Annotated in this window: 20 protein-coding genes and 2 tRNA genes; 4 read left to right on the forward strand and 18 right to left on the reverse strand. The window is 54.8% G+C overall.

Annotated features, from left to right (window positions below; genetic code table 11):
• Positions 1-492: 492 nt before the first annotated feature.
• The 13 genes from hisC to C4520_07245 all read right to left on the reverse strand — a co-directional run bounded on the left by hisC (position 493) and on the right by C4520_07245 (position 13,169).
• Positions 493-1,542, reverse strand: coding sequence for a histidinol-phosphate transaminase (gene hisC, locus C4520_07185; GenBank protein ID RJP22807.1), 1,050 nt, complete (start codon positions 1,540-1,542; stop codon positions 493-495).
• Positions 1,539-2,837, reverse strand: a complete 1,299-nt coding sequence (gene hisD / locus C4520_07190) for a histidinol dehydrogenase (GenBank protein ID RJP22808.1) — start codon at positions 2,835-2,837, stop codon at positions 1,539-1,541. Before hisD ends, hisC begins: the two co-directional genes overlap by 4 nt.
• Positions 2,838-2,842: 5 nt before the next feature.
• On the reverse strand, positions 2,843-4,099 hold the full coding sequence (murA, locus tag C4520_07195) for a UDP-N-acetylglucosamine 1-carboxyvinyltransferase (GenBank protein ID RJP22901.1): 1,257 nt from the start codon (positions 4,097-4,099) through the stop codon (positions 2,843-2,845).
• Positions 4,100-4,182: 83 nt separating this feature from the next.
• Positions 4,183-4,605, reverse strand: a complete 423-nt coding sequence (gene secG / locus C4520_07200; GenBank protein RJP22902.1) for a preprotein translocase subunit SecG — start codon at positions 4,603-4,605, stop codon at positions 4,183-4,185.
• Between the two features lie 30 nt (positions 4,606-4,635).
• Positions 4,636-5,397, reverse strand: a complete 762-nt coding sequence (locus tag C4520_07205) for a triose-phosphate isomerase (protein RJP22903.1) — start codon at positions 5,395-5,397, stop codon at positions 4,636-4,638.
• A gap of 62 nt (positions 5,398-5,459) precedes the next feature.
• Entirely contained in the window at positions 5,460-6,401 is a 942-nt protein-coding gene (locus C4520_07210; GenBank protein ID RJP22809.1) for a bifunctional riboflavin kinase/FAD synthetase, read from the reverse strand.
• Positions 6,402-6,431: 30 nt separating this feature from the next.
• Entirely contained in the window at positions 6,432-7,340 is a 909-nt protein-coding gene (truB, locus tag C4520_07215) for a tRNA pseudouridine(55) synthase TruB (GenBank protein ID RJP22810.1), read from the reverse strand.
• Positions 7,337-8,320: a bifunctional oligoribonuclease/PAP phosphatase NrnA gene (locus C4520_07220; protein ID RJP22811.1), complete on the reverse strand. Its 984-nt coding sequence runs from the start codon at positions 8,318-8,320 to the stop codon at positions 7,337-7,339. The genes truB and C4520_07220 overlap by 4 nt, the downstream gene beginning before the upstream one ends.
• On the reverse strand, positions 8,310-8,675 hold the full coding sequence (gene rbfA, locus C4520_07225; protein RJP22812.1) for a 30S ribosome-binding factor RbfA: 366 nt from the start codon (positions 8,673-8,675) through the stop codon (positions 8,310-8,312). Before rbfA ends, C4520_07220 begins: the two co-directional genes overlap by 11 nt.
• 52 nt (positions 8,676-8,727) lie before the next feature.
• Positions 8,728-9,009 carry a DUF503 domain-containing protein gene (locus C4520_07230; protein RJP22813.1) on the reverse strand — a complete coding sequence of 94 codons (282 nt, stop codon included), beginning with the start codon at positions 9,007-9,009 and terminating at the stop codon, positions 8,728-8,730.
• A 3-nt stretch (positions 9,010-9,012) separates the two neighbouring features.
• Entirely contained in the window at positions 9,013-11,361 is a 2,349-nt protein-coding gene (locus C4520_07235) for a translation initiation factor IF-2 (protein RJP22814.1), read from the reverse strand.
• Positions 11,354-12,637: a transcription termination/antitermination protein NusA gene (gene nusA, locus C4520_07240; GenBank protein ID RJP22815.1), complete on the reverse strand. Its 1,284-nt coding sequence runs from the start codon at positions 12,635-12,637 to the stop codon at positions 11,354-11,356. Before nusA ends, C4520_07235 begins: the two co-directional genes overlap by 8 nt.
• A gap of 55 nt (positions 12,638-12,692) precedes the next feature.
• Positions 12,693-13,169, reverse strand: a complete 477-nt coding sequence (locus C4520_07245; protein ID RJP22816.1) for a ribosome maturation factor RimP — start codon at positions 13,167-13,169, stop codon at positions 12,693-12,695.
• A 303-nt stretch (positions 13,170-13,472) separates the two neighbouring features.
• Here C4520_07245 and C4520_07250 point away from each other — a divergent pair, with 303 nt between their 5' ends.
• Positions 13,473-14,402, forward strand: a complete 930-nt coding sequence (locus C4520_07250) for a PLP-dependent cysteine synthase family protein (protein RJP22817.1) — start codon at positions 13,473-13,475, stop codon at positions 14,400-14,402.
• 21 nt (positions 14,403-14,423) lie between these two features.
• The gene (locus C4520_07255) at positions 14,424-15,452 is read left to right on the forward strand and encodes a glycosyltransferase family 9 protein (protein ID RJP22818.1); all 1,029 of its coding nucleotides are present in this window, start codon (positions 14,424-14,426) and stop codon (positions 15,450-15,452) included.
• On the opposite strand, the gene C4520_07260 is transcribed toward C4520_07255, so the two are convergent.
• From C4520_07260 to C4520_07275, 4 genes are read right to left on the reverse strand one after another with little or no spacing between them, the layout of a single operon-like run.
• Positions 15,442-15,684, reverse strand: coding sequence for a DUF2905 domain-containing protein (locus C4520_07260; protein ID RJP22819.1), 243 nt, complete (start codon positions 15,682-15,684; stop codon positions 15,442-15,444). The genes C4520_07255 and C4520_07260 overlap by 11 nt on opposite strands.
• Positions 15,685-15,704: 20 nt before the next feature.
• On the reverse strand, positions 15,705-16,655 hold the full coding sequence (locus C4520_07265) for a hypothetical protein (protein RJP22820.1): 951 nt from the start codon (positions 16,653-16,655) through the stop codon (positions 15,705-15,707).
• A gap of 32 nt (positions 16,656-16,687) precedes the next feature.
• Entirely contained in the window at positions 16,688-17,839 is a 1,152-nt protein-coding gene (thiL, locus tag C4520_07270) for a thiamine-phosphate kinase (protein RJP22821.1), read from the reverse strand.
• Positions 17,724-18,407, reverse strand: coding sequence for a DUF1318 domain-containing protein (locus C4520_07275; GenBank protein ID RJP22822.1), 684 nt, complete (start codon positions 18,405-18,407; stop codon positions 17,724-17,726). Before C4520_07275 ends, thiL begins: the two co-directional genes overlap by 116 nt.
• 471 nt (positions 18,408-18,878) lie before the next feature.
• Between C4520_07275 and C4520_07280 the strand changes: the two genes are divergently transcribed.
• A tRNA-Arg gene (locus C4520_07280) sits at positions 18,879-18,952 on the forward strand.
• Between the two features lie 118 nt (positions 18,953-19,070).
• Positions 19,071-19,148: transfer RNA gene (locus C4520_07285), tRNA-His, on the forward strand.
• A 68-nt stretch (positions 19,149-19,216) separates the two neighbouring features.
• Here C4520_07285 and C4520_07290 read toward each other — a convergent pair.
• Positions 19,217-22,144, reverse strand: coding sequence for an MFS transporter (locus C4520_07290; GenBank protein ID RJP22823.1), 2,928 nt, complete (start codon positions 22,142-22,144; stop codon positions 19,217-19,219).
• Between the last annotated feature and the right edge of the window lie 173 nt (positions 22,145-22,317).

Consider the following 22,317-nt stretch of genomic DNA (forward strand, 5'->3'; position numbering starts at 1 on the left):
TGTCCTCCTCTCTTTGATTTCCCTACAACTACAACCAAAGATTGGAGCACAAAGCTGGCCGCTTTGTCTACTTTTACAGAAATTAGCCTACACTACCCACAAGGGATGTCTGGCGGCACTGATAGTCTTCGTAACGATCATCGCGTTTCTCGCTCTCATCCTTTTGGCCTAGATTGGTTTCATCTCCAAGTTCTTCCAGACGCCATAGTGTCCACCGGCCGGTGATTGCGTCCAAAAATTTTTTTCAAAGTGTTTCTTATCTCACTCAACAAGCCGCAAATTTCCTCATTTCCGGCATCTCATCACCCGAAATCGTACTTCCCACAGCAAGAGCCCTCGCGTACCAGGCGCCGAAATTTTAGACGCCGTAAGATGTCTGCAAATGGAGGCGCTGAGCAAGAAGGTTAGTAAAGAGGAGCAATCGAGACAGGGTCGCGCTACGATTGCTTTACATGCAGGCAGAGCGGATAAGATTGGAAACAATAAAGACTTTCACTGTCCGCTCCTCACAATGTCGCCTAATTCCGTCAGAAGCGCATCCACTTCGGCGTCAGTGCCGACAGAAATGCGCAGGCAATTCTCGAGCCGTCGGATCGGGAAATATCGCACCAGAATCTTTCTTCTCTTCAACTCTTCATATAAAGGGGATGCATTATCGTTGTATTTTGTCAGAACGAAATTGGCGCCGGAAGGATAGACGGTAAATCCTAATCCCCTGAGGCTTGCCGACATTCGCTCGCGAGTCTGAACAATCTTGCGCGCGTTCTCGCGCATATACTCAATGTCCTCGATGGCGGCCTCGGCCGCCAACTGGCTCAGGAGATTCACATTGTAGGAATCCTTCGTTTTCATGAGGTCGGCAATGACGTCCTCAGCCGCAAGCGCAAAGCCAACTCGAATTGACGCAAGCGAGAATGCCTTTGAAAACGTTCGCAGAATAACCAGGTTCGGGCACTCGGACAGGATTGGAATACTTGAGGTATCGCTGAAGTCGGCATATGCCTCATCCGCGACCACCAAACCGGCAAACGAATCGCACAGCCGCCTGATCACGTCGGATTTTACCGGCTTTCCCGTCGGCGAATTCGGATTGGCGATGAAGAAGAGCTTTCCGCTGCTGCGGAAAACCTCTTCCGACAGATCGAACTGTGCGTCGAGTTCGATCGCTTCGTGCTCGACCGCGTTCAGTCGCGCGAGCGTTTCGTAAAGCACGTATGTCGGGTACGTGAACAGAACCTTCTCATCCGGGTCCACAAAAGTTCGCACCAGCAGGCTCAGCACTTCATCAGAACCGTTGCCCACGAAGACCTGGGCCGGCCGGACACCGTACGCAAGGGCGATCTTCTGCCGCAACCGGCGGAAAACCGGGTCGGGATATTTGCGCATGCGATCGGGGCTTATCCGCGTCAAGACCTTGACGACGCGGGGAGATGGTGGGTACGGGTTTTCATTGGTGTTCAACTTAATGAAACCCTCTTCCTGCGGCTGCTCGCCCGGCACATAACCTTGCACGAGGTCGAGATGTCTTCGTCCAAATTTCATTTTTCGGTTCTTACCCTGATCGCGTTGGCGTGCGCGGTCAGTCCTTCAAGCTCGGCAATGAGGACGATGTCGCGAGCGTCGGCTCTCAATTTTTCGGAAGTATAGCTGACGACATTGGTGACCTTGAGAAAATCCTCAGCGGACAGCGGCGATGAGAATCTTGCGCGGCCGCCGGTGGGAAGCACGTGGTTTGGTCCGGCGAAATAATCGCCGACAGCATTCGGAGTGTGTTCTCCGAGGAAAACGACTCCGGCGTGCTCTATCTTTTCCAGCAGGCGCTGCGGGTTTCTGACGAGCAGCTCCAGGTGTTCCGGCGCTCGTCGATTTGCGAGCTCGACGGCCTCATCAATCGTTCGGCAAACGAGAACCAATCCGTTTCTGCGGAGCGACTCGCTGATGATGTGTCGCCGCTCCATCGCCTTCATTTGCATTCGGAGCTGGCGCAGCACGTTTTGAGCGAGCGCATCAGAGGTAGTAAGAAGGATGGCAGACGCCAGTTCATCGTGTTCGGCCTGTGAGAGCATGTCGGCGGCGACAAAGCGTGCCGAGGCCGAAGAATCGGCGATGATTACTATCTCGCTCGGGCCGGCCTCCATGTCAATGGCCACCTCTCCCGTCACAAGCCGCTTGGCATATGTTACGAAGATGTTTCCGGGCCCGACGATCTTATCTACTTTCGGAATTGTTTCGGTGCCGAATGCCAGAGCCGCGACAGCCTGCGCCCCGCCGACGCGGTAGATATCAGTTGCGCCCGCGATATCGGCTGCGACCAGGAGTGCCGGATGAATTGACCCTCCGCTCGATGGCGGGGAAACCATCACAATGCGGCTGCAGCCGGCCACCTTTGCCGGCACGACATTCATCAATACGGAAGACGGATAATACGCTTTCCCGCCGGGACAGTAGACGCCAACATTCGCGATCGCGGTTATCTTTTGTCCGAGAAATGAGTTGTCTCGTGCACGAGAGCCCCAGCTCGCGCGAAGCGATTTCTTATGAAACGCGGTTATATTGGCGTGCGCTCTCTTCAGCGCGCGACGGGTATCCGGCGGAATTTTCCCATAGGCCGCCTCAATCTCACGGTGCTCTATTCGAAATTGATCGGGCCTTAGCGTGATTCCGTCGAATTTTTTCGTCAGCCGAACGAGCGCCTTGTCGCCATCGCGCCGGACCGAGCGGACAACGGATTTTACGACCACTTCAATCCTGGCAGATTCCTCTTCGGCAAGTCTCGAGAAGAGTGCTTTTTCGAGATGCGAGCGCGACAGGTTTGACGTATCCAGTTTTGTCAGCATGCGATTCAGTCGGCCACCCGTCTTATGTCGGCCCCCAGCGATTTCAGTCGGCGCTCGATCTGATCGTATCCTCTATCGATGTGATAAATACGGGAGATCTTGGTCTCGCCGCGCGAGACCAGGCCCGCCAGCACGAGCGCCGCGCTTGCCCGCAGATCCGAGGCCATCACTTCCGCGCCGGAAAGATGACTGACTCCATTGATAATAGCGGTATTGCGCTCGATACGGATGTTCGCGCCCATCCGGTTTAATTCGGCAACCTGCATGAAGCGGTTCTCGAAAACCGTCTCGGTTATCGAGCTGATTCCCGGTGTTACCGACATCAGCGCCATAAACTGAGCCTGCATATCGGTGGGGAATCCGGGATACGGCATAGTTCGAATCTTCACCGGCTTCAGCCCGTCAGGCACGGAGACCGTGATCGAAGGCCCGTTGGCTTCGATATTCGCGCCGGCGTCGCCCAGCATCTTCAGAAATTCGCCCAGGTGTTCCTCGATCACTCCATCAACGGTGACGCGCCCATTGGTGATGGCGCCCGCCGTAAGATAAGTCCCGGCTTCGATGCGGTCGGGGATAATACAGTGCGTGGCAGAACCAAGGCCGCTGACGCCTTCTATCACTATTCGTGAAGTTCCCTCGCCCGTGATTTTCGCGCCGAGCGCCTTCAGAAATTTCGCCAGATCCTGCACCTCGGGCTCGCGGGCGGCATTTTCGATCACACTGGTGCCTTTGGCGAGAACGCATGCCATCAACAGATTCTCCGTCGCGCCGACACTCGCGTAGTCCAGGCAGATTTCCGCCCCGTGCAGCTTGCGGGCGGAAACCTGAACATAACCGCGGCCCGATTTCACCGATGCCCCGAGCGCCTCAATCCCTTTCAAGTGCAGGTCGATCGGGCGCAACCCGATGGCGCATCCGCCGGGAAGGGCGACTTTGGCTTTTCCCAGCTTGGCAAGGAGCGGGCCCATTACGAGCACGGAAGCGCGCATCGTCCGCACGAGTTCATACGGCGCGATGTGGTCCTTCAGGAGTTTGCAATCGACAGTGAGGGTTCCGGTGCCGACATCATGGACCGTTGCTCCCATATGCTCGAGCACTTTGCTCATGGTCACAATGTCACGCAGGACCGGTACATTTTCAATGACACATGGCTGATCGGCAAGAATCGAGGCGGTCATAATCGGGAGAACCGCATTCTTCGCCCCCCTGATTTTGACCCGCCCCTTGAGGGGCCGTCCACCGCGAATGAGAAAAGCATCCATAGAGATCGCCCGGCACGAATTGGACAGGTACAAAAACTGCGGGAAAGAAAGGTGACTTCCCATCCCGCATTCGAGTTCTTCGGTTATTCTTCGGCTTGCGCGGGTGCCGGCTGAGTTCCGGCGGCGGGCTGCTCCGGCGGCTGGGGAACGCTTTCTGCTCCGGGTTCCGCCGGCGGCGTCACGTCACCGGAGAAGGTTTCGATTGGCACACCCTGCAAAGGAGACGGGGGCACCGCCTCTTCCTGCAGAATATCGCTCTGCGGGACAGCAGTTTGATCGCCCCACGGCGAAATAATCGCCAACAGCAGCGAGGTCGTCATGAAAACAGCGGCAAGAACCCATGTGAGTCTGCCAATAAAGGTAGCACTCCTTGCGCCGAAGACAGTTTGGCTGGCGCCGCCCCCGAAGGCGGCTCCCAGCGACGCACCCTTGCCTGCCTGCAACAGGACGATGAGAATCAAACCGGTGCAGGCCAATACGTGTATGATCAAGAGAAGAATTCCAATCCAGGTCATCCTATACGCTCTCCATATGATTCATGATACGGCGGCTTCGCCCGCGCGTACTATTTGTACAAATGAGTCCGCAGTTAAACTCGCTCCGCCAATAAGGCCCCCATTGATATCCGGCTGCAGAAACAATTCCAATGCGTTTTCGGGTTTCACGCTCCCTCCGTACAGAATGGGAAGGTCGGACGCTGTGGCTGCCTTGAATCTATCCCGGACCAGCCGCCGGATTAGCGCGTGCACTTCTTGGGCCTGCCCGGGCGTTGCGTTCTTGCCAGTGCCGATGGCCCACACGGGTTCGTACGCAACAATCACCTGTGCAAATTGGTCCACCGCCACGTCATTCAACCCGCCTTCCACCTGTCTGACGATTACGGCTTCTGTCTGACCTTGTTCGCGTTGCGCTTCCGTCTCACCAACGCACATGATCGGCTTCAATCCAACTTTGAGGGCGGCATGAACCTTCTTGTTCACGGTCGCATCCGTTTCCCCGAAATACTGCCGCCGCTCCGAATGGCCAATGATCACGCAGGCGCAGCCGGCATCCTTCAGCATGGCGGCGGAGACTTCGCCGGTATAAGCTCCCTGTGTCTCCCAATGCATGTCCTGACCGCCCAGCAGGAGCCGCGAGCCTTTAATAATGGAAGCGACCTCGGCCAGGGCCGTAAAAGGCGGACACACGACAGGAGTAACAGCCGGTTTGATCTTGGAAAGTTGCTTTTTTAACTGCGTTGCCAGCTTGCCGGCTTCGTCAATGAGCTTGTACATTTTCCAATTGCCGGCCACTATCATCGGTTTCACGTCGCGCTTCTCCTCTGCGCCATCCGTTCCGGGTTCACAATCATAAAATTATATCACACGCTTTTGCTTTGTTCAACAAGGATGTTCCGGGCCTTCTCAACATCCTTTTTGATCTGTTCCACGAGGGCATCGACGGAAGGAAATTTCCTTTCGTCGCGCAGTTTCGCGACAAAAGTCACCTCGACCTTCTCATTATAGATGTCGTGATAGAAATCCATGATATGGACTTCAATCGTCCGCTTGCGCTCATTCGAGACGGTCGGGCGGAAGCCTATGTTCAGGGTGCCCGGCTTGCAGACATCCAGCACATTCACCCATACTGCATAGATACCATCGGGCGGAATAGCCTCGTGGCGCGGCTCGATATTGGCTGTCGGGAATCCCATCTCTCTTCCGAGACGTGCGCCTCCGACAATATCTCCGGTGATCGAGTACTTTCGCCCCAAGTACTTCTCGCTCGCTTGCAGATCGCCACAAAGCACGAGTTCTCGAATGAGCGTGCTGCTTATCGGCTGGCCTTCGATCTCCACCGGTTCGACTTGCTCGACTTCATACTGATATTTCCGGCTCAATTCGTCGAGCAATGCGATATTCCCTTTTCGGCCCTTGCCGAATACCCAGTTATAGCCTTCGATGATAGCCCTCATGCGGAGCGACCCAACAAGAAAATCCTCGACAAAAGCGCGCGCCTCGGTATTCGCGAATTCGGGCGTGAACCTGACCAGACACAGCGCGTCAATCCCGAGTTGCTCGATCAGTTGCGCCTTCTTATCGGTGGTCGTAAGCAAATTGGGAGCGTCATGCGGGCTGAGCACTTCGCGCGGATGAGGGTCGAATGTCACAACACAGCTCTCGCCGCCATACTTGCGAGCCTTCTCTAGTACCCGTCGAATGATTTTCTGATGCCCCAGGTGGACGCCGTCGAAAACCCCCAGCGTCACGCACGCGTTCTTCAATTGCGGAAGCGGATTGTCAAGATTAGAGAATATCAACATCGTTCCATTCGATTCTGCGACCTAAATTGCTCAGGAGCTCAATACCTTCCTCGGCTGGAAGAATATTTCTTCGCCTTCTCGTGTCAATTTTCCAACAGCGAGGACTCTGCCGTCGGGTGCGGAGGCGCTGACCCAGCCTTCATGAGCCTCAAACCGCCCGCCCGCCGGGATCCGCATGCCATGCAGGATCCGCTCGGATTGCTCATCCGTGCATACGACGTTCGGCAGATGCGCAAGTGCCTGCGGAAGCGGCAGCACATTCTTCACCACGTCGCCGGCTTCGGCAAGTTGAGCAAAGGGAACCGCATCGGCAACAGAGAAGCGGCCAATCGAGAGTCGTCGAAGAGATTGCATGCATCCGCCTGCGCCAAGCCGGTCGCCGAAATCGCTGCACAAGGTGCGCACATATGTCCCCTTTGAGCATTCGACGACAAATTCGATCGATGGAAGGCGAACCTCCTCGATCTGGAATCTTCTGATCTCGATCCTTCTCGGCTCCAGCGATACTTTTTCATGCCGCCTGGCGAGGCGGTAAGCCCGAATGCCGCCGATTTTTACCGCGGAGAACTGCGGAGGCTTCTGCGCAATCGACCCGGTGAAGAAGCGGGCGGCTTCCTCGATCCGCTCGATCGGAATCTGGCCTGCCGGCCGCTGCTCCAAAACCGCGCCCTCGATGTCCTGCGTTTCGGTCCGAACCCCCAGCAGGACCGAAGCTCGATAAACTTTGTGCTCCGATTGAAGCAGGTCCGCTATTCGGGTGGCTTTCCCGATGCACAGAATCAGCAAGCCGGTCGCCAGCGGATCGAGCGTGCCTGTGTGCCCAACGCGAACCGGCCGAATCAGCTTCCTCACGCCGGCTACCACGTCGTGGGAGGTCATTCCAGGGGGCTTATCAACAAGCAGGATCCCGCTGATGTCCAGGCCGCCGCTTTCCCTCATGATCGCGAAGCGGAATGTGATTTTTCCAGTGCGCGCTCGACCTCGGCAAAGATCAGCCGCCTGGCCTGCTCCATATCCGCCTGAATCGTGCAACCGGCGGCGCGAATATGACCGCCCCCGCCAAATCGGGCTGCGATCTCGCTCACATTGACTCGCGATTTCGATCTGAGGCTCACCTTGATTCCTTGCTCCATTTCGCGCAAAAGGACGGCCACCTCGATACTTTCTATATTCCTGCCATAATTCACAATCTCGTGTGTATCCTCGGCGGTGGCGCCCGTCTCCTTCAGCATTGCGCGCGTTACGGTAACGCACGAATAGCCGTCGAGTATCTCGAGCGTGGCGTGCGCCCTGGCGTTTATGAGAGCCGCAGGCTTGCTCAGATTTTCATATATCCGCTGGTAAATTTCGTGCGGTTCGATTCCCAGCCCGATGAGTTCGGCCGAGATCACGTGCGCCCGCGGCGTCGTATTGGGGAACCTGAAAGAGCCCGTATCAGTCATGATGGCTGCATACAGGGCCTCCGCGGTCATGCGGTCAAGCGGTTCCTGCAGAAGTTGGAAGACCTCGTACACCAGTTCGCCTGTCGCCGACAGCTGGGGATCAACAATGTTCAAGTGTCCAAAATTGCCGTTGTCCCTGTGATGATCGATATTGATCCACAGGGGAATCTTCTCGACCAGAGCCGCGGCATTTTCGCCCGCCCGCCCCACATTGGGACACTCGACAAAAATGGCGGCGTCAAATCCGTCAGGCGTTTCCAGCGACGAGTGAATGTTTTCGGAGCCTCTGAGGAAGCGGTAGATCTCCGGGACCCCGTCACGGTCATACGCAACGGCCCTTTTCCCCCTGCGCTCGAGCAGCGCGTGAAGAGCTATCAGAGACCCGACGGCGTCACCATCAGGATCAACGTGGGACAACAGGAGGAAACGGTCGTTCGAAAGCAGTGCTTCAGTTAGTTGCTTCAGTTTATTCCTCATCGGCGGGCTCGGTTTTCTTCTCCACCACCGAATCGATCAACTCGAGAATATGAGAGCCGTGCTCGATCGAATTATCATACAGCACGCTCAGTTCCGGCACGTACTTCAACCGAAGCCGGCTTCCGATTTCGCGGCGCATGAAGCCGAGCGCGCTTCGCAGGCCGGCTATCGTGGACTTGCGCTCGCTCTCAGTTCCCAGGACACTGATGAAGACTTTGGCGTGCCGAAGGTCGGAGCTTACTTCGACGTCCGTGATAGACACAAATCCAATGCGCGGGTCCTTGATTTCCCGCAGGATCAGGTCGCTGATTTCATGCTTCAGCAATTCGCTGAGGCGCTTCTGTCTGTTTTCCATCAATATCAACTCCAAAGAGAGAACGCAGCCTGTCCGGAGGCTTCGCTTCCGACTACAGGATTTCAATTTGGTAATCGAGGAGTTCGATCGGAAAATTGCTCTCGATGAACTTCACGACCTCCGAGAGCATCTGGTTGACGTGGATTTTGTCATTCGAGACACAGCAGACTGCAAGGACCGCGCGCTGCCACAGGTCGTGGTGATCCACTTCCGCGACCGAGATGTTGAATTTCCGCCGGGTTCGATCTTTGATGCTCTTCAGGGTCTGGCGCTTTTGCTTCAGCGATGTGTTGCCGCGCAACAAAAGATCTATTTGAAGGACGCCCACAAACATTATTTACAGCTTTCGAGCTATCTCCTCGATCCGATAGCTCTCGATCGCGTCCCCGATCTTGATATCGTTAAAGTTCTCTAGACTGAGCCCGCATTCCGTGCCTGCCGCACACTTCTGGACCGAATCCTTGTACCGCTTGATGGAGATGATCCTGCCGTCCCAGACTACAACGCCGTCCCGGATCAGCCGCGCCCTCTGGTTGTTCACAAGCTCTCCATCGCTCACCCTGCAGCCGGCGACCATTCCGACCGTGCTGATCTTGAAGGTCTGTATCACTTCCGCGCGGCCCACGAAGATCTCCTTGCGCTCCGGCTCCAGAAGGCCTTCCATGGCGGCGCGCACATCATCGATCACATCATAAATGACCCGGTAGAGGCGGTAATCCACGCCTTCTTTCTCGGCCAAATCGCGTGCCTTCGCGTCCGGTCTCACGTTAAAACCGATCAGAAGCGCGTTCGAAGCCGAGGCCAAAATAACGTCGGATTCATTGATTCCACCGACACCTGCGTGAATGACGTTCAGCTTCACGTTCTCCGTGGGCAGTTTCTGCAGCGAATCCTGCAATGCGGTAACCGATCCCTGCACGTCGCCCTTGAGAACGATGTTCAATTCCTTGATCTCGCCGGCCTGAATTTGCTGGTACAGGTCCTCGAGAGTCACACGCTTTTGCCGAATCATTTCCTTCTGCCGCTGCTTCAAGGCGCGGGCATCGGCTATTTGGCGCGCTTTTTTCTCGTCTTCAAGGGCAATAAATGCGTCGCCTGCCTGCGGGACGCCCGCGAATCCAAGCACTTCCACCGGCACGGACGGTCCGGCTTCGGGAAGAGGCTTTCCCTTGTCATCGATGAGTGCGCGAACCTTGCCGTATTGCGAGCCGGCGACGAACGCATCGCCCACGCGTAATGTACCCTCCTGAACCAGCAGGGTTGCAACCGCGCCGCGCCCGCGGTCGAGCTTGGCCTCAAGAACGATACCCCGAGCAGGCTTATCCGGATTCGCTTTCAGTTCCAGAAGCTCGGCTTCAAGCAAGAGCATCTCGAGAAGGTCATTCAAGCCTTCTCTTGACTTTGCGGATACGGGCACGGTAATCGTTTTCCCTCCCCAATCTTCGGGAAGCAGATCGATCTTTGCCAGTTGCTGTTTCACCCGATCGACGTTTGCCGTCGGCTTGTCAATCTTATTGATGGCGGCCACTATCGTGACGCCGGCCGCACGCGCATGATTGATCGCTTCAAGAGTCTGCGGCATGATTCCGTCATCGGCGGCAATTACCAGCACAACAACATCGGTCACCTGGGCACCCTGCGCCCGCATCGCAGTAAAAGCCTCATGGCCGGGAGTATCCAGAAAAACCACGTGCCCCTTATCGAGCTTAACATCATAAGCGCCGATGTGCTGGGTGATCCCGCCCGCTTCCTCTTCAATGACGTTTGTTCTGCGGATCGCATCGAGCAGTGCGGTCTTTCCATGATCGACGTGCCCCATAACCGTGACCACAGGCGCGCGCGGTTTCAATTTTTCCGGGGCCTCTTCCTCTTCGGCTTCCTCCAGCAGGTCTTCCGGCGACGTGGCGACCTGCACCTCATATCCATGTTTCTCGGCCAGTTGCCGCACGATATCCAATTCGAGCGGCTGGTTCTTTGTCGCCATGATATTCATCTGCATCAGTTCAAGGATGAGCGCCGACGCCTTGACCTTGAAGATCCTGGCCAATTCATCAACGGTGATGACCTCATCGACGGTAATAACCGGCACGCGCGGTCCGCGCGCTTTTCTTCGCAGGAGTCGCTCAGAAGGCGGCGGCGGCTCGGGCGCCTTCTTCTCTTCGAGCTTCTTGAGCCGTTCCTTTTCGCGTTCCCGCCTGCGCTTGCGGCGGTCGCGCCGTTTCGTCCTCCATTCGATGCGTCTTTTCTCTTCCTGAAGGAGATCGGTTTCATCCTCGATAGCCGTTCCGCCAGCCGCTGTATCTTCGACAAGAGGCCCCTTCTCTTCAACAATCTCAGGGGGAGGCTCGGCAAGCGGCGTTTTGACCGGTGCGTCGGCAACGGCGGCCGCCACCCGGACAGGCGCTTCCTCAGGCTTTTCCTGCGGCGGGACCTTCACCTGCTCCTTTTCCGGGGAGACAAGCGGCCTCTCCTGCTCTTTCTTTTTTTTCGGTTTCGCTTTCTTCGCTTCGACCTTTTTCGCCGTTCTCAGGTGTCCAAGCTTCTTTTCGAGGAGCTTTACTTCTTTTTCTTCCAAAGTAGACATATGGGAAGTGATGGCAAAGCCGAGTTCCTGAAGCTTTGCCATCAACTCTTTACTCGAGAGCCCCAGCTCTTTGGCAAGTTCGAAAACCCGCACTTTACTCATTCAATATCTCCTCCCCATCATCTTGATTCGGCGACGCCAGGCGTGCCGCAGCGGACTCGATCAGGCGTTCCGCCGTTTTCCTGCCGATGCCGGGCAGTGCTGCAATATCCTCAATGGACGCATTGGCGATTTTGCGGCAATTAAGGTAGCCGGCTTCCCGGAGAATTTGGGCGGTTTTCTCGCCAACACCGGGCAACTCCATCAGTTCGTCGATAATATCGCTCTCGAAGAGTGCGGTCTCTTCCTTCAACCGCTTCTCGTCGATAACATCAACCTTCCAGGCAGTCAGTTTCGAAGCCAGACGGGCATTCTGGCCCCGCTTCCCGATCGCAATGGATAATTGATCCGTCGGAACGGTCACCAGAATGCTCTTGGTTTTCTCGTCTATGATTATATTGGATATGGTCGCCGGACTCAATGCATTGGCGACAAAAGTCTTGATATCCTCGCTCCATTTGATGACGTCGATCTTCTCGCCGCGCAATTCATCCACGATTGTCCGGACACGCATGCCTTTCATGCCGACGCACGCGCCGACGGCGTCCACGTTTGTATCATGAGAGACGACCGCTATCTTGCTCCGGTATCCGGGTTCTCGAGCGAGCGAACGGATTTCTACAATGCCGTCATACACCTCCGGCACTTCCATCTCGAAGAGATGACGCACCAGTTCCGGCGCGGCGCGCGAAAGGATGATCTGGGAGCCGCGCTCGCTCTCGGAGACTTCCTGAACGTGAAACTTCATGCGCTGGCCGAACCGGTAAATATCGCGTGGTGACTGCTCTTTCGCAGGCAATACCCCCTCGGCTTTTCCAAGATCAACGATCACGCTTCCGTGAGCCTGCTTCTTTACTACCCCCGCTATGATGTCGCCCTCGCGCTTTTTGAATTCGGCAAAGATATTTTTTCGCTCCGCCTCTTTGAGCTTCTGGATAATCACCTGCTTGGCCGTCTGGGCGGCTATCCTGCCGAAATTGCCGGGGGCGATTTCGATCCGCACAAAGTCGCCTACACCCGCCTTCGGATCGAGCGCGCGGGCGGCATCAAGAGTAACCTCGGTTTTGGGGTTTTCCACCCTTTCTACGACCTGCTTCTTCTGATAGACACGAAAATCCCACTTGTTCTCATCAAAATCAATTTCAATGAGACCGTAGTTCTCAAAACTTTTTTTGCTTGCCGTCTCTATAGCCGAGCGAATCGCTTCTATCAGCACTTTTCGGTCTATGTTGCGCTCACTCTGCAATTGCTCGAAAATCGGCAATAAGTCTACCTTCATTAAAGCCCCTCCCTTTATTCAGAGCTTTTCAGCAGGACGTACTTCCCCGGGTCTTTCACAGAATCTGGAGATTGGCGCGCAGTATATTGCCGAACGCCACCCGTTGAGCCGGTTTGCCCGCATCCTCACTCACGACGACGTTCTCGCCTTCAACGCCCTCTATGATGCCGGTGATTTTCCTGCGCCCGTTCTGAGGAGTACGCAGGTGGATTTTGACTTTGGCGCCGGCGAATTTCTCGAAATCGCTCTTCTTCCTGATGCGCCGATTGATTCCGGGCGAGGAAACTTCGAGAAAATAGCGCCCCTGAATAATATCCTCTACGTCGAGCAGGGAACTGATCAACCGGCTGGCTTGTTCGCAGTCATTGAGGGTGATCCCTCCTTCGGGCCTGTCAATAAACAGCCGGAGCGTCCCGCCGCCCGCGCTGCTGATAAACTCAAGATCCACAAGGAGATACCCCTCCGCCTCAAGTGCCGGTTCAACCACTTCGGCAACCCTTTCAACGGTCGATTCCATTGCCAAAACATCCAACCCCGGAGTCTCTATAACAAAGGCGGCACCCGCCGCCTCCGAATACTTGTCCGCTAAACTTGTTTGAACGAGCCGTCCCCATCAATGCAAAAGAGTGGGACGAACCCACTCTCACGTACCGCGGCTCTTATTCAGTATACTACAGTTCTTCGACAAAATGCAAATCCCGCCAGAATCCGCGAAAAAGCAAAAAAATTGCGCCGGAAATCCTTTTTTGTCTATTTTCGCACCTCGTGCTATAATAGATTCTTGTTTCAAAATTTTCCGGAAGATTTAGCTGGACGAGGGGGGCAATCTTGAAGTATGGGAGTCTATGAAAACATCTTGGAAACAATCGGAGCAACGCCGCTTGTAAAGATCCGAAAGGTAGTAAAAAACACTAAAGCGATCCTTTACGTCAAATTGGAAGGACAGAATCCGGGCGGGTCGGTCAAAGATCGTATAGCGCTCAGCATGGTCGAGGCGGCAGAGAAGGATGGATCTTTGACAAAGGAAAAGATCATCCTCGAACCGACCAGCGGCAACACAGGCATCGGACTGGCAATGGTCGCTCTGGTGAAAGGTTATCGGCTTCATGTCACCATGTCTGCCGCCATGAGCGAAGAACGCAAGAAAACGCTTCTTGCGCTTGGAGCCACGCTGATTTTGACAGATCCGGGCAAGGGCACCGACGGCGCGATTCTGAAAGCGCAAGAACTCCTGAAAGAGAATCCGGATAAATACTGGCAGCCAAATCAATTCAATAATCCCGCCAACCCTGAGATTCATTATCGGACCACAGCCGAAGAAATCTGGCGCGACCTGAGCGGTAACGTCGATGTCTTCGTTGCCGGGCTGGGCACATCGGGTACTCTCATGGGTACGGGCAAGCGCCTGCGCGAGTTGAACCCAAAGATAAGGATCGTGGCAGTTGAACCGGTATTGGGCCACAAAATTCAGGGTTTAAAAAACATGAAGGAAGCTATCGTCCCCGGCATCTATTCAGAGGACGGATGGGACGAGAAGGTAACGGTGGACGATGTTACCTGCCACATCTATACCCGGAGATTATCGCGCGAAGAAGGCATTTTTGCGGGAATGAGCGCCGGAGCCGCGTTTTATGCCGCGGTTCAGATAACAGAACAACGGGAAAGCGGAAATGTTGTCTGCATTATTCCCGATCGAGGCGATAAATACCTCAGCACCGCCCTCTTCACCAAGGAGGACGTCGGCCGAATCATTCAGGCTTATTGAACCCCGCACGTCTCTTCGGAAATGGACCGCATCCTTGTCATACATAGAGGATCGCTGGGCGATTTTCTCCTGCTGACGCCGGCGCTCGCGCTGATGAAAAACAGAGCTCGCGGCTGCAAGATCGAGGCGCTCGGCCGCCCCGAGATTCACACTCTGGTGGTTCCAAAGCTCATAAAGGCTACTTATTCCGCAGAGCGCGCGCTTTTTCTTCCCGTTCTTGAAAATCTTGAGGGCATCCCTCCGGAAGCTGCAGCTTTTTTCCAGCAGTTTGAAGCAGTACTTGCTTTCGTCAGCGACCCTGCCGGGAATCTTGAGCGAAATCTGCGGCGAATATGCGTCAGGCATGTGCTCGTCCGCCCGCCTTTCCCGCCGGAGAACGAGCGCATGCATGTCGCTCTCTATTTGCTCAATGAGGTCTCATCTTTTCTCGGACAACAAACATTGGGCGAAAGTTCCGGCAATATTCCGCACGTGTCCGAAGACATTTTTGCAATTACCGAGCCCGAGCTTCAAGAAGCGGATTCAAGACTTGGACGACTTGGGTCACCGCCGGTTGCGCTTCATCCCGGCAGCGGCAGTAATCAAAAATGCTGGTCCATACAGCAATTTGGCGCGTGTGCGCGACGCCTGGCCAGGAACGGCCGAAACATGGTTTGGATCCTTGGGCCGGCCGACCAGCGGCTGAAGCTAACCGCGACGGCTCTGGCGAAAGAGACGAATTCGCCGATTGCCGATTCGCTCCCGATCAGGCAGGTAGCGGCTTTGCTTTCCAGATGCGGCGCATATGTGGGCAATGATTCCGGGGTGACTCATTTGGCGGCGCTGTCCGGCGTTCCAACAGTCGCAGTCTTCGGGCCGACCGATCCGGCGGTGTGGGGGCCGGTGGGGCCGAACGTCCGGATCATTCAAGCTGTCCCCCAATGCGGCCCGTGCACGCGTGCGAGCATGAACCGATGCAGCCGAAGGATTTGCTTCGAAACGCTGAGCGCGAATACGGTGGAAAAGGAACTGAAAAAATGCTACCGGCGCAAGGACTCGCTTACTTCTTGAAGAAAGCAACCAGGTTCAGGATCACTGTGAGCAGGATGCTCAGGATAATGCTGATGAGGATGGAAGTGGCGATGGGGAAATCGATCCGGTAGTTTTTACCCCTGATTTGGATGTCGCCGGGCAGCTTGCCGAGCCATGGTATCTTCGGCGCAATAAAGATAAGCACACCTATAACAAAGATGATCAGGCCGAAGATCATCAGGGATTTTGCTACGACTGATCGCGGTTCCATCTTTTTGTGGAGTTGCGGAATTACCGAAAGGAGTCCACATCGGGTCGAAATGACGCCATGCGCTCCTCTATATAGTCCAACAGCTTTTCGTACAGCTCCATATTGGCGGCGGCAACGCATGAGCGCAAATTTTCCGGCGACGCATCGAATATCTTCATGTCGTCGAGAGGCCGGCCGTACGCGTCACTGATGATGATTCCCGCCTGCTTTGCAATGAGATGGGCGGCGGCGATATCGTACGAACTGAATCCCGTGAGTCTGCCGCCGGCGATTCTGCGAAACAGGAATTCTGTCTGCGGGAAATCACGAGCGATTCGATTCGCGATGTCCAGATACGCGTCAAGCTGACCGGTCAAAATCCTGCTGATCGAGTAGCACGTGCTGTTGCATGAAAAAAACCCGCCTTTGACCGAACAGGAGTCGATCAGGTCGGCCGTCAATCCGAAAATAAGCGAGGCGGGCCGGCCGGGAACGGTCAAGCTCCACCTGAGCAGATCGAAGCTGGTTATGCTCGAAAGCACAGGCTTTTTCGGATTTCCATCAGCCAGAATCTCTGCTGACTGCCCTTTCTCCGCATAAAAGATATTTTCGCCGACAATCTCCCGCAACAGCCCGCAGGAGACATCGGCAAGCGTCACGTCGTCCCGGTACGGAGCAATTGCCAGCGAAACCATGCAGCCTTCGAAGCCGCTTTTGGCGTTGCGGCTGCCGTCGATGGGATCAACGATCAAGAGCCACTCCGGCTTGGCCGAGCGCGGCAAAACCAGTCCCTTGTCTTCTGAGAAGCACGCGATCCGCAAATGGGACTCTTGCAGAAACTCCAGCAGGCGATCCTCAGCGACCTCATCGACCCTGAACGTCGCGTCGCCGCTGTGCGCTCGACCGACTACCTCGCCTCCCCGCGCCTCGAGCACCCAGGGACGGACCGACTCCCGAATGGACTCCGACAATTGAAAGAGTAATTTTTTCATGCGATTTCGGGCCCTTCAAAATCGTATCCGGCTCACAGGCCCGGCTTGCTGTGCCGCGGGCCAAAATGATCGAACGAGAGCGCCGTCAATGGACGCTCCTGATTGTCAGCAGAGACAAGACGAATGACCCCGGCAGCACCGTCTATTTCACCGATATGAGAAAGGGGGACATCAAATTCATCATACCACTGCTTGCGAAGCCGGTCGAGCTCATTGGGATCGAGCGTGAACAGCAGCTCGTAATCTTCTCCGCCGGACAGAGCGAACTGGAGCGGGTCGAATGCGGCGGCGCGGCACATCTGCTCGAGGGACTGAGACAGCGGGATTTTATCACTCCAGATTCGGGCGCCGACTCCGCTCATCTCGCAGATGTGCCGGAGGTCGCCGGCCAGCCCGTCACTGACATCAATCATGGAATGCAACTCGAAATGCTGCGCGAGAAACAATCCTTCACGCGAACGCGGCTCCGGCGCCAGATGCGCCTCCACCAGGTGGCTGCGCCGCTCGGTGTCGCACTCGGAAATGTTGCCGTTCAGCAGCTCGAGCCCGGCCGCCGAATCGCCCAAGGCGCCGGTAACAACGATGGCGTCACCTGCTTTTGCGCCGGACCGAAGAATATATTTTCCGTGCGGGCACTCACCTATCATGGCAATGTCGATGACCACTTTGTCTGGGGACCGCACCGTATCGCCGCCAAGCACCGCGACATGATAGTCTCGGCAAATCGAGCGGATGCCGATATAAACATCCTGTGCGAATTCAACCGGCGTGGCCGAGGGCAGTGCGATCGATGTCAACGCAAAGAGCGGCTTCCCGCCCATGGCAGCGATGTCGCTCAGACTGCTGGCTATCGACTTGCATCCAATGAAGAAGCCGGAAGCCCATTTCCGGGAGAAATGAACGTCCTCGACCAGCATGTCGCAGGTCGAGAGGATATAGTTGCCTTTGGTAATCTCGTAGACAGAACAATCGTCGCCGACACCGACAATCGTTCGCTCATCGTAAACCGAGTCGCTGGTAAGAAGCCGGATCAGCTCGAATTCGCCTATCCCGCCTACCTGTTTCACGTCACTTTCTCTCCCAGCCGCCGGCCGCCGCCTCGAGCGGCGTTCCCGCCCATGCCTTTCGACGAATCTGCTCCGCGAATATCTCCTCAATGCCGACCAGACTTGAATCGCGCAGATGGAGCGCCTCGATGAACTCCTTATAGATGCTGCGCCGATCGCGATTCTCGAGCAGAATGATGTAAGAAATGCGGTCTCGTTCGCGTCCCCCGCCCGAACACGACTTCGCCTTCATATTCTCCAGATATCCCCTGCGGCCTTCGCCGAGGCACCCCCTTTGCTGAAACTCATAGACCGCCGGCCGACGCAATATTCTACCCCGTATGGCCGAGAGCATCACCTCTGTGTCCGCATGAAGTTGGGCCAGCGCCGGTACTTTCTGCCTTATCTCTTCGTCCCCGATTAGAAGCTCGATCGGCTTGAATTCACCGACAACTTCCCCCGTGTCCTCGTTGATCTGATAGTCAGTCACGGCTGCGGGTTTGGCTGAATCGATATACAGGACAGCTTCCTCTATTTGTCCGGCCACAAGAGCGATCTGCTCCTCGGGGATCTGAGCATCGGTCTGGGCAAAAAGACCGTTTGCACAGGAGGTAAGCGAGACGAACGGAAACAAAAGCATCACGAACTTGATTTTCAAATATGCCATTTCCTTCTCCTGCCGGGAAGCGATAACATTTATTCGCATCCCTCAGCATGCGACCATTTTAAATGTAAGTTATTCTATATCAACGACTTAAAAAACATTTCTCTATCCATTTTTTCTTGACGTGCTTGGCTCCGAATGCTAAAATTAAAGAGGAAAAAGTGGATTGCGGTGGAGTGTACGGATGCAAACACTAGAGATGGAGAAGGAGGCGCCGGCATGAAACGGTTAATAGACATATTCGATTTCCGGATCATGTTTTCGCTGGTGATTCTAGGATTATATTTCATGTTGCTGGGGTTTATCATTGCCTAGGCAAGAGAATCCTCCATCGCCGGCGGCAGTTCTTACTATAACCGGATTATACCATCGGCTGTGTTCGAATTCAACCGGAGGATAGTGCTAACAACAAGTTTTTCAAGTGCTTGAGGCTTGACAATCAAGGCAGCCGAACATATAATTAAAAAGGCAGTTAGCGGCTGCTTTTTCTTTTGTGTGGCCGCGGGAGGAAGAGCGCCAGTAGCTCAATCGGATAGAGCAACGGCCTTCTAAGCCGTAGGTTGAGGGTTCGATTCCCCCCTGGCGCGCGGAAAGTGAAAGCTGGCGTTTCACCTGCGTTTCCGTCTGCTAAGAAGAAGCCGACACATTCGGCGATAGAAGTTTGAAGGCCGCCGCTCCTCACATATTTGGCGGTCGATTTTAATGGTGGGTGTAGCTCAGTCCGGTAAGAGCACCAGGTTGTGGCCCTGGGGGCCGCGGGTTCAAATCCCGTCACTCACCCCACTTTCTTGCCTCTTTTCTCCCCCCTTATCCCCACCAATGAGAGCAAGGCGCAACGGCTGTGGAATGATTCAATTAGTTAATGCTGCCTTGCGGTGAAGCGATGCTGCTTTCGAATTGCCGATTGTCTCATAATAATCGGCGAGCTGCAGCCGCATCTCGCTCGAATCGGGGAACGATTGCAGCCCCTCTTCCATTACAGCAATAGCGGGCGCGAATTCTCCAAGCTGATAGTAAAAATCGGCGAGAAGAGAGAACCTGTCAGGTGAAGGTTTTTCGCGGATGGACGCGACTATCCGCTCCTGCTGTTTGCGAAGCAATACTTCCGAATAGGGAAGCAGCCATCGAGCCACAACATCCGAGGGATTCAGCTTGAGCGCCGCCTGATTGTACCGCCACCTTTGCACTGCTTCTTTTGCCTCATCACAATGAAGTGTAAGGATTATGTAATTTGCTATGTTGAGATGGTCCTCGATCTTTTTGCGAACGAGAGCCTCTTCCTCCGGAGTTTTTCCCAGATTCGTCAGTTTCGGCATCCCTTTTCGCTCGATGAGAGGCTGGCATCTCACCGTCTCCCCGGCATTATATTTGAAAAATTCAAGCACGGGCATGTCGTACGTGTTTAACTTTGGCGCCTCGGACGCCAGTTGCCGGAAAGCATCGGTATCTGCCGCGAAACAATAAAGAAATTGGGCCGGGTCAGTGAGATGGATGACACGCAAGTCGTCCGCGATCTGCGCATCCGACATCCGTTCACTCAAGCGCTGGTAATCGATCTCCAGTTCATGGTTGCTTCCGACCATCAAGAAATAGGTGAAGTGCCGGTTGAACCACAGGGTCGGATATTCGAAGACGGACGCAAAACTTGCAAAGACAGCGGAGAGTTCCCGGCACGTGAGCCAGCTGAATGGAAGCCACTGGACCATGATTCCGTCGGGATTCAAGCGCTGCCGGCACAGCTCATAGAAATCGCGGGAATACAGATTGCTGCTGCCATAATGTTTCGGATCGATGGTATCGACGGATAAAACGTCATATGTATCTTCCGACGTCAGAAGAAAGGTCCTGCCGTCATCCAAAGTGACGTTATAGATAGGCGACGAAAGCACTCCGTGGTTCACTTCATCGAAAAAAGGAGCTGCCTTGAGCACGGAGGGGACAAATTCCACGCAATCGATTCGATCGGGCTGATAAAGCGACATGCTGTAAGATGTGCCGCCCGCACCGAAACCAACTATCAGCACCGTCCGCGGATCGTCGTGAAGCAGCATGGGGAGATGCGCAAGCATCTTCTGGTTGGTCTGCATGATCTCACCGGTGCCCGCAAGGGTGTCCCCATCGATACTTAAGACCGTGCGCCCGTCTTCCGTCCGGAACACCTTAACAAGCGCCATGCTGTCTTCCTCATAAAAAAGCAAAGATTCCCATTGCTCCCAGGGCGCCCGCAAAACAACATCTCTTGAAGAAAATATCAAGACGATTGCCGCCGCGCCGCCCGTAGCCGCCAAAGCCAGCGCTTTCCGCCGAGCCGGAATCGTGCTCATGAATAATGCAACCATCGCAATAAGAATATTCACTGCCCCGATCAAAACGATCCCTTTTTGCGTGCCGAGCAGGGGAATAATGACCAGCCCTGCTGCCGCCGATCCGACTATGGCGCCCACTGTGTTCGCCGAATAAACAGCAGCGACATCCCGGCCGAGCTTTTTCAGATCCGATGTGAAAATCCGGCAAACAACGGGAAAAGCGGCTCCCATCAACGTAGTCGGCAGAATCATTACAAGAAATGCCTTTAAGAATTTATAGTGAAACGTGTACTCCCAGGACAGGTCGATGTTCACATAATATTCCCAACGCTCCTGCAGTTTATAGAAAGCCCAGGTGAACAGCGGAATGGAGAGAATCCCCCATAACCCAATGACAGCTTCGATTTTGAAGAACAGGAAATACCGGTCATTTGATTTGTCGGCTATTCGGGAGAACAAGAAACTTCCAAGCGCAAGCCCCAGCAGAAAAGTCGTGAGCATCGCGCTGAACGCATACGTCGAAAAACCCATGAAGAATACCAACGCCCTGGTCCAGAGGACTTCATAGCAGAGCGAGGCGAATCCGGCAAGGGCAAAACAGAAAACAATAATGCGCGATTTACCCGAGTCATAATTTTCCAGCGGCCTTTCAGCGACCGGCGCCGCCTCACCTCCCATCGTATCTTCATTCGCAACTCGCACGTACAGGAAATGCGCTAGACAAGCGGCTCCCATGATCACCAGGTTTACGAGCACGGCAACATGCATCGTTCGCGTCACGCCTAACGAGGCTATGAGATGAAAGCCCGCAAGATAGCAGCCGATCACCGCTCCGGCTGTGTTCGTTGCATACAGAATTCCGAGGCCGCGGCCGACTGTTTTGAATTGCCTTACCAGAAATTTGGCAAGCAACGGCAGGGTGGCGCCCATCATCGTCGTTGGCAGCAACAGTATGACCAGGCAGATGACGAACCGAATGAGAATGAAGAGCCAGGAGCCGGGCTCATAATTCCTGTAAATGGCGACGTGCAGAGACTCAACTGAGGAAAGCAGGTGTGGCAGGGCAAAAGCATACGCGCCAATGGCTCCCTCAAGAATACCGTAAAAAAGAAGCGATTGCCTCTTATAACGGTCCGCCACAACTCCAAAGACATAACTGCCAAGAGCCAATCCCGCCATGAAAGCAGCGAGCACGGTGGAAACGGCTATGGTCGTGCTTCCAAATATGTGCGTGAACATTCGCACCCATGCAACTTGATAAATCAATCCGGAAGCGCCTGAGAAGAAAAACAGCAAAAAGACGAAGAGCTTTTCCGTTGTTGCCGTAGAAGAAGCGACTTCCGCTCCGATATCTTTTCTTCCTGCAACAAGGCAAGCCTGAGGCGAGTTAACCACCGCTCCTTCCTCCCTTTTCGAATTCCCACATGCCAGTATTTCAGGAAGGGTGGCTCCATTGCCGGCGAGAGCTGTCAAGGTTCTGCTGACAAAACTTTTCCAACGAGTCCCGCGGCACGTTAGCCGAACATAAATGATTAGAAATTGAGTGCCTTAATCGGAAGTATTATAAAACTTTCTGACCGAAAGTCAACTGAAAAATCTGATCTCGAAGCACCAAACGCTGCTGCACGTAGAACCAATCAATATAA

The sequence above is a fragment of the Candidatus Abyssobacteria bacterium SURF_5 genome, assembly GCA_003598085.1.
Classification (GTDB): Bacteria; Abyssobacteria; SURF-5; order SURF-5; family SURF-5; genus SURF-5.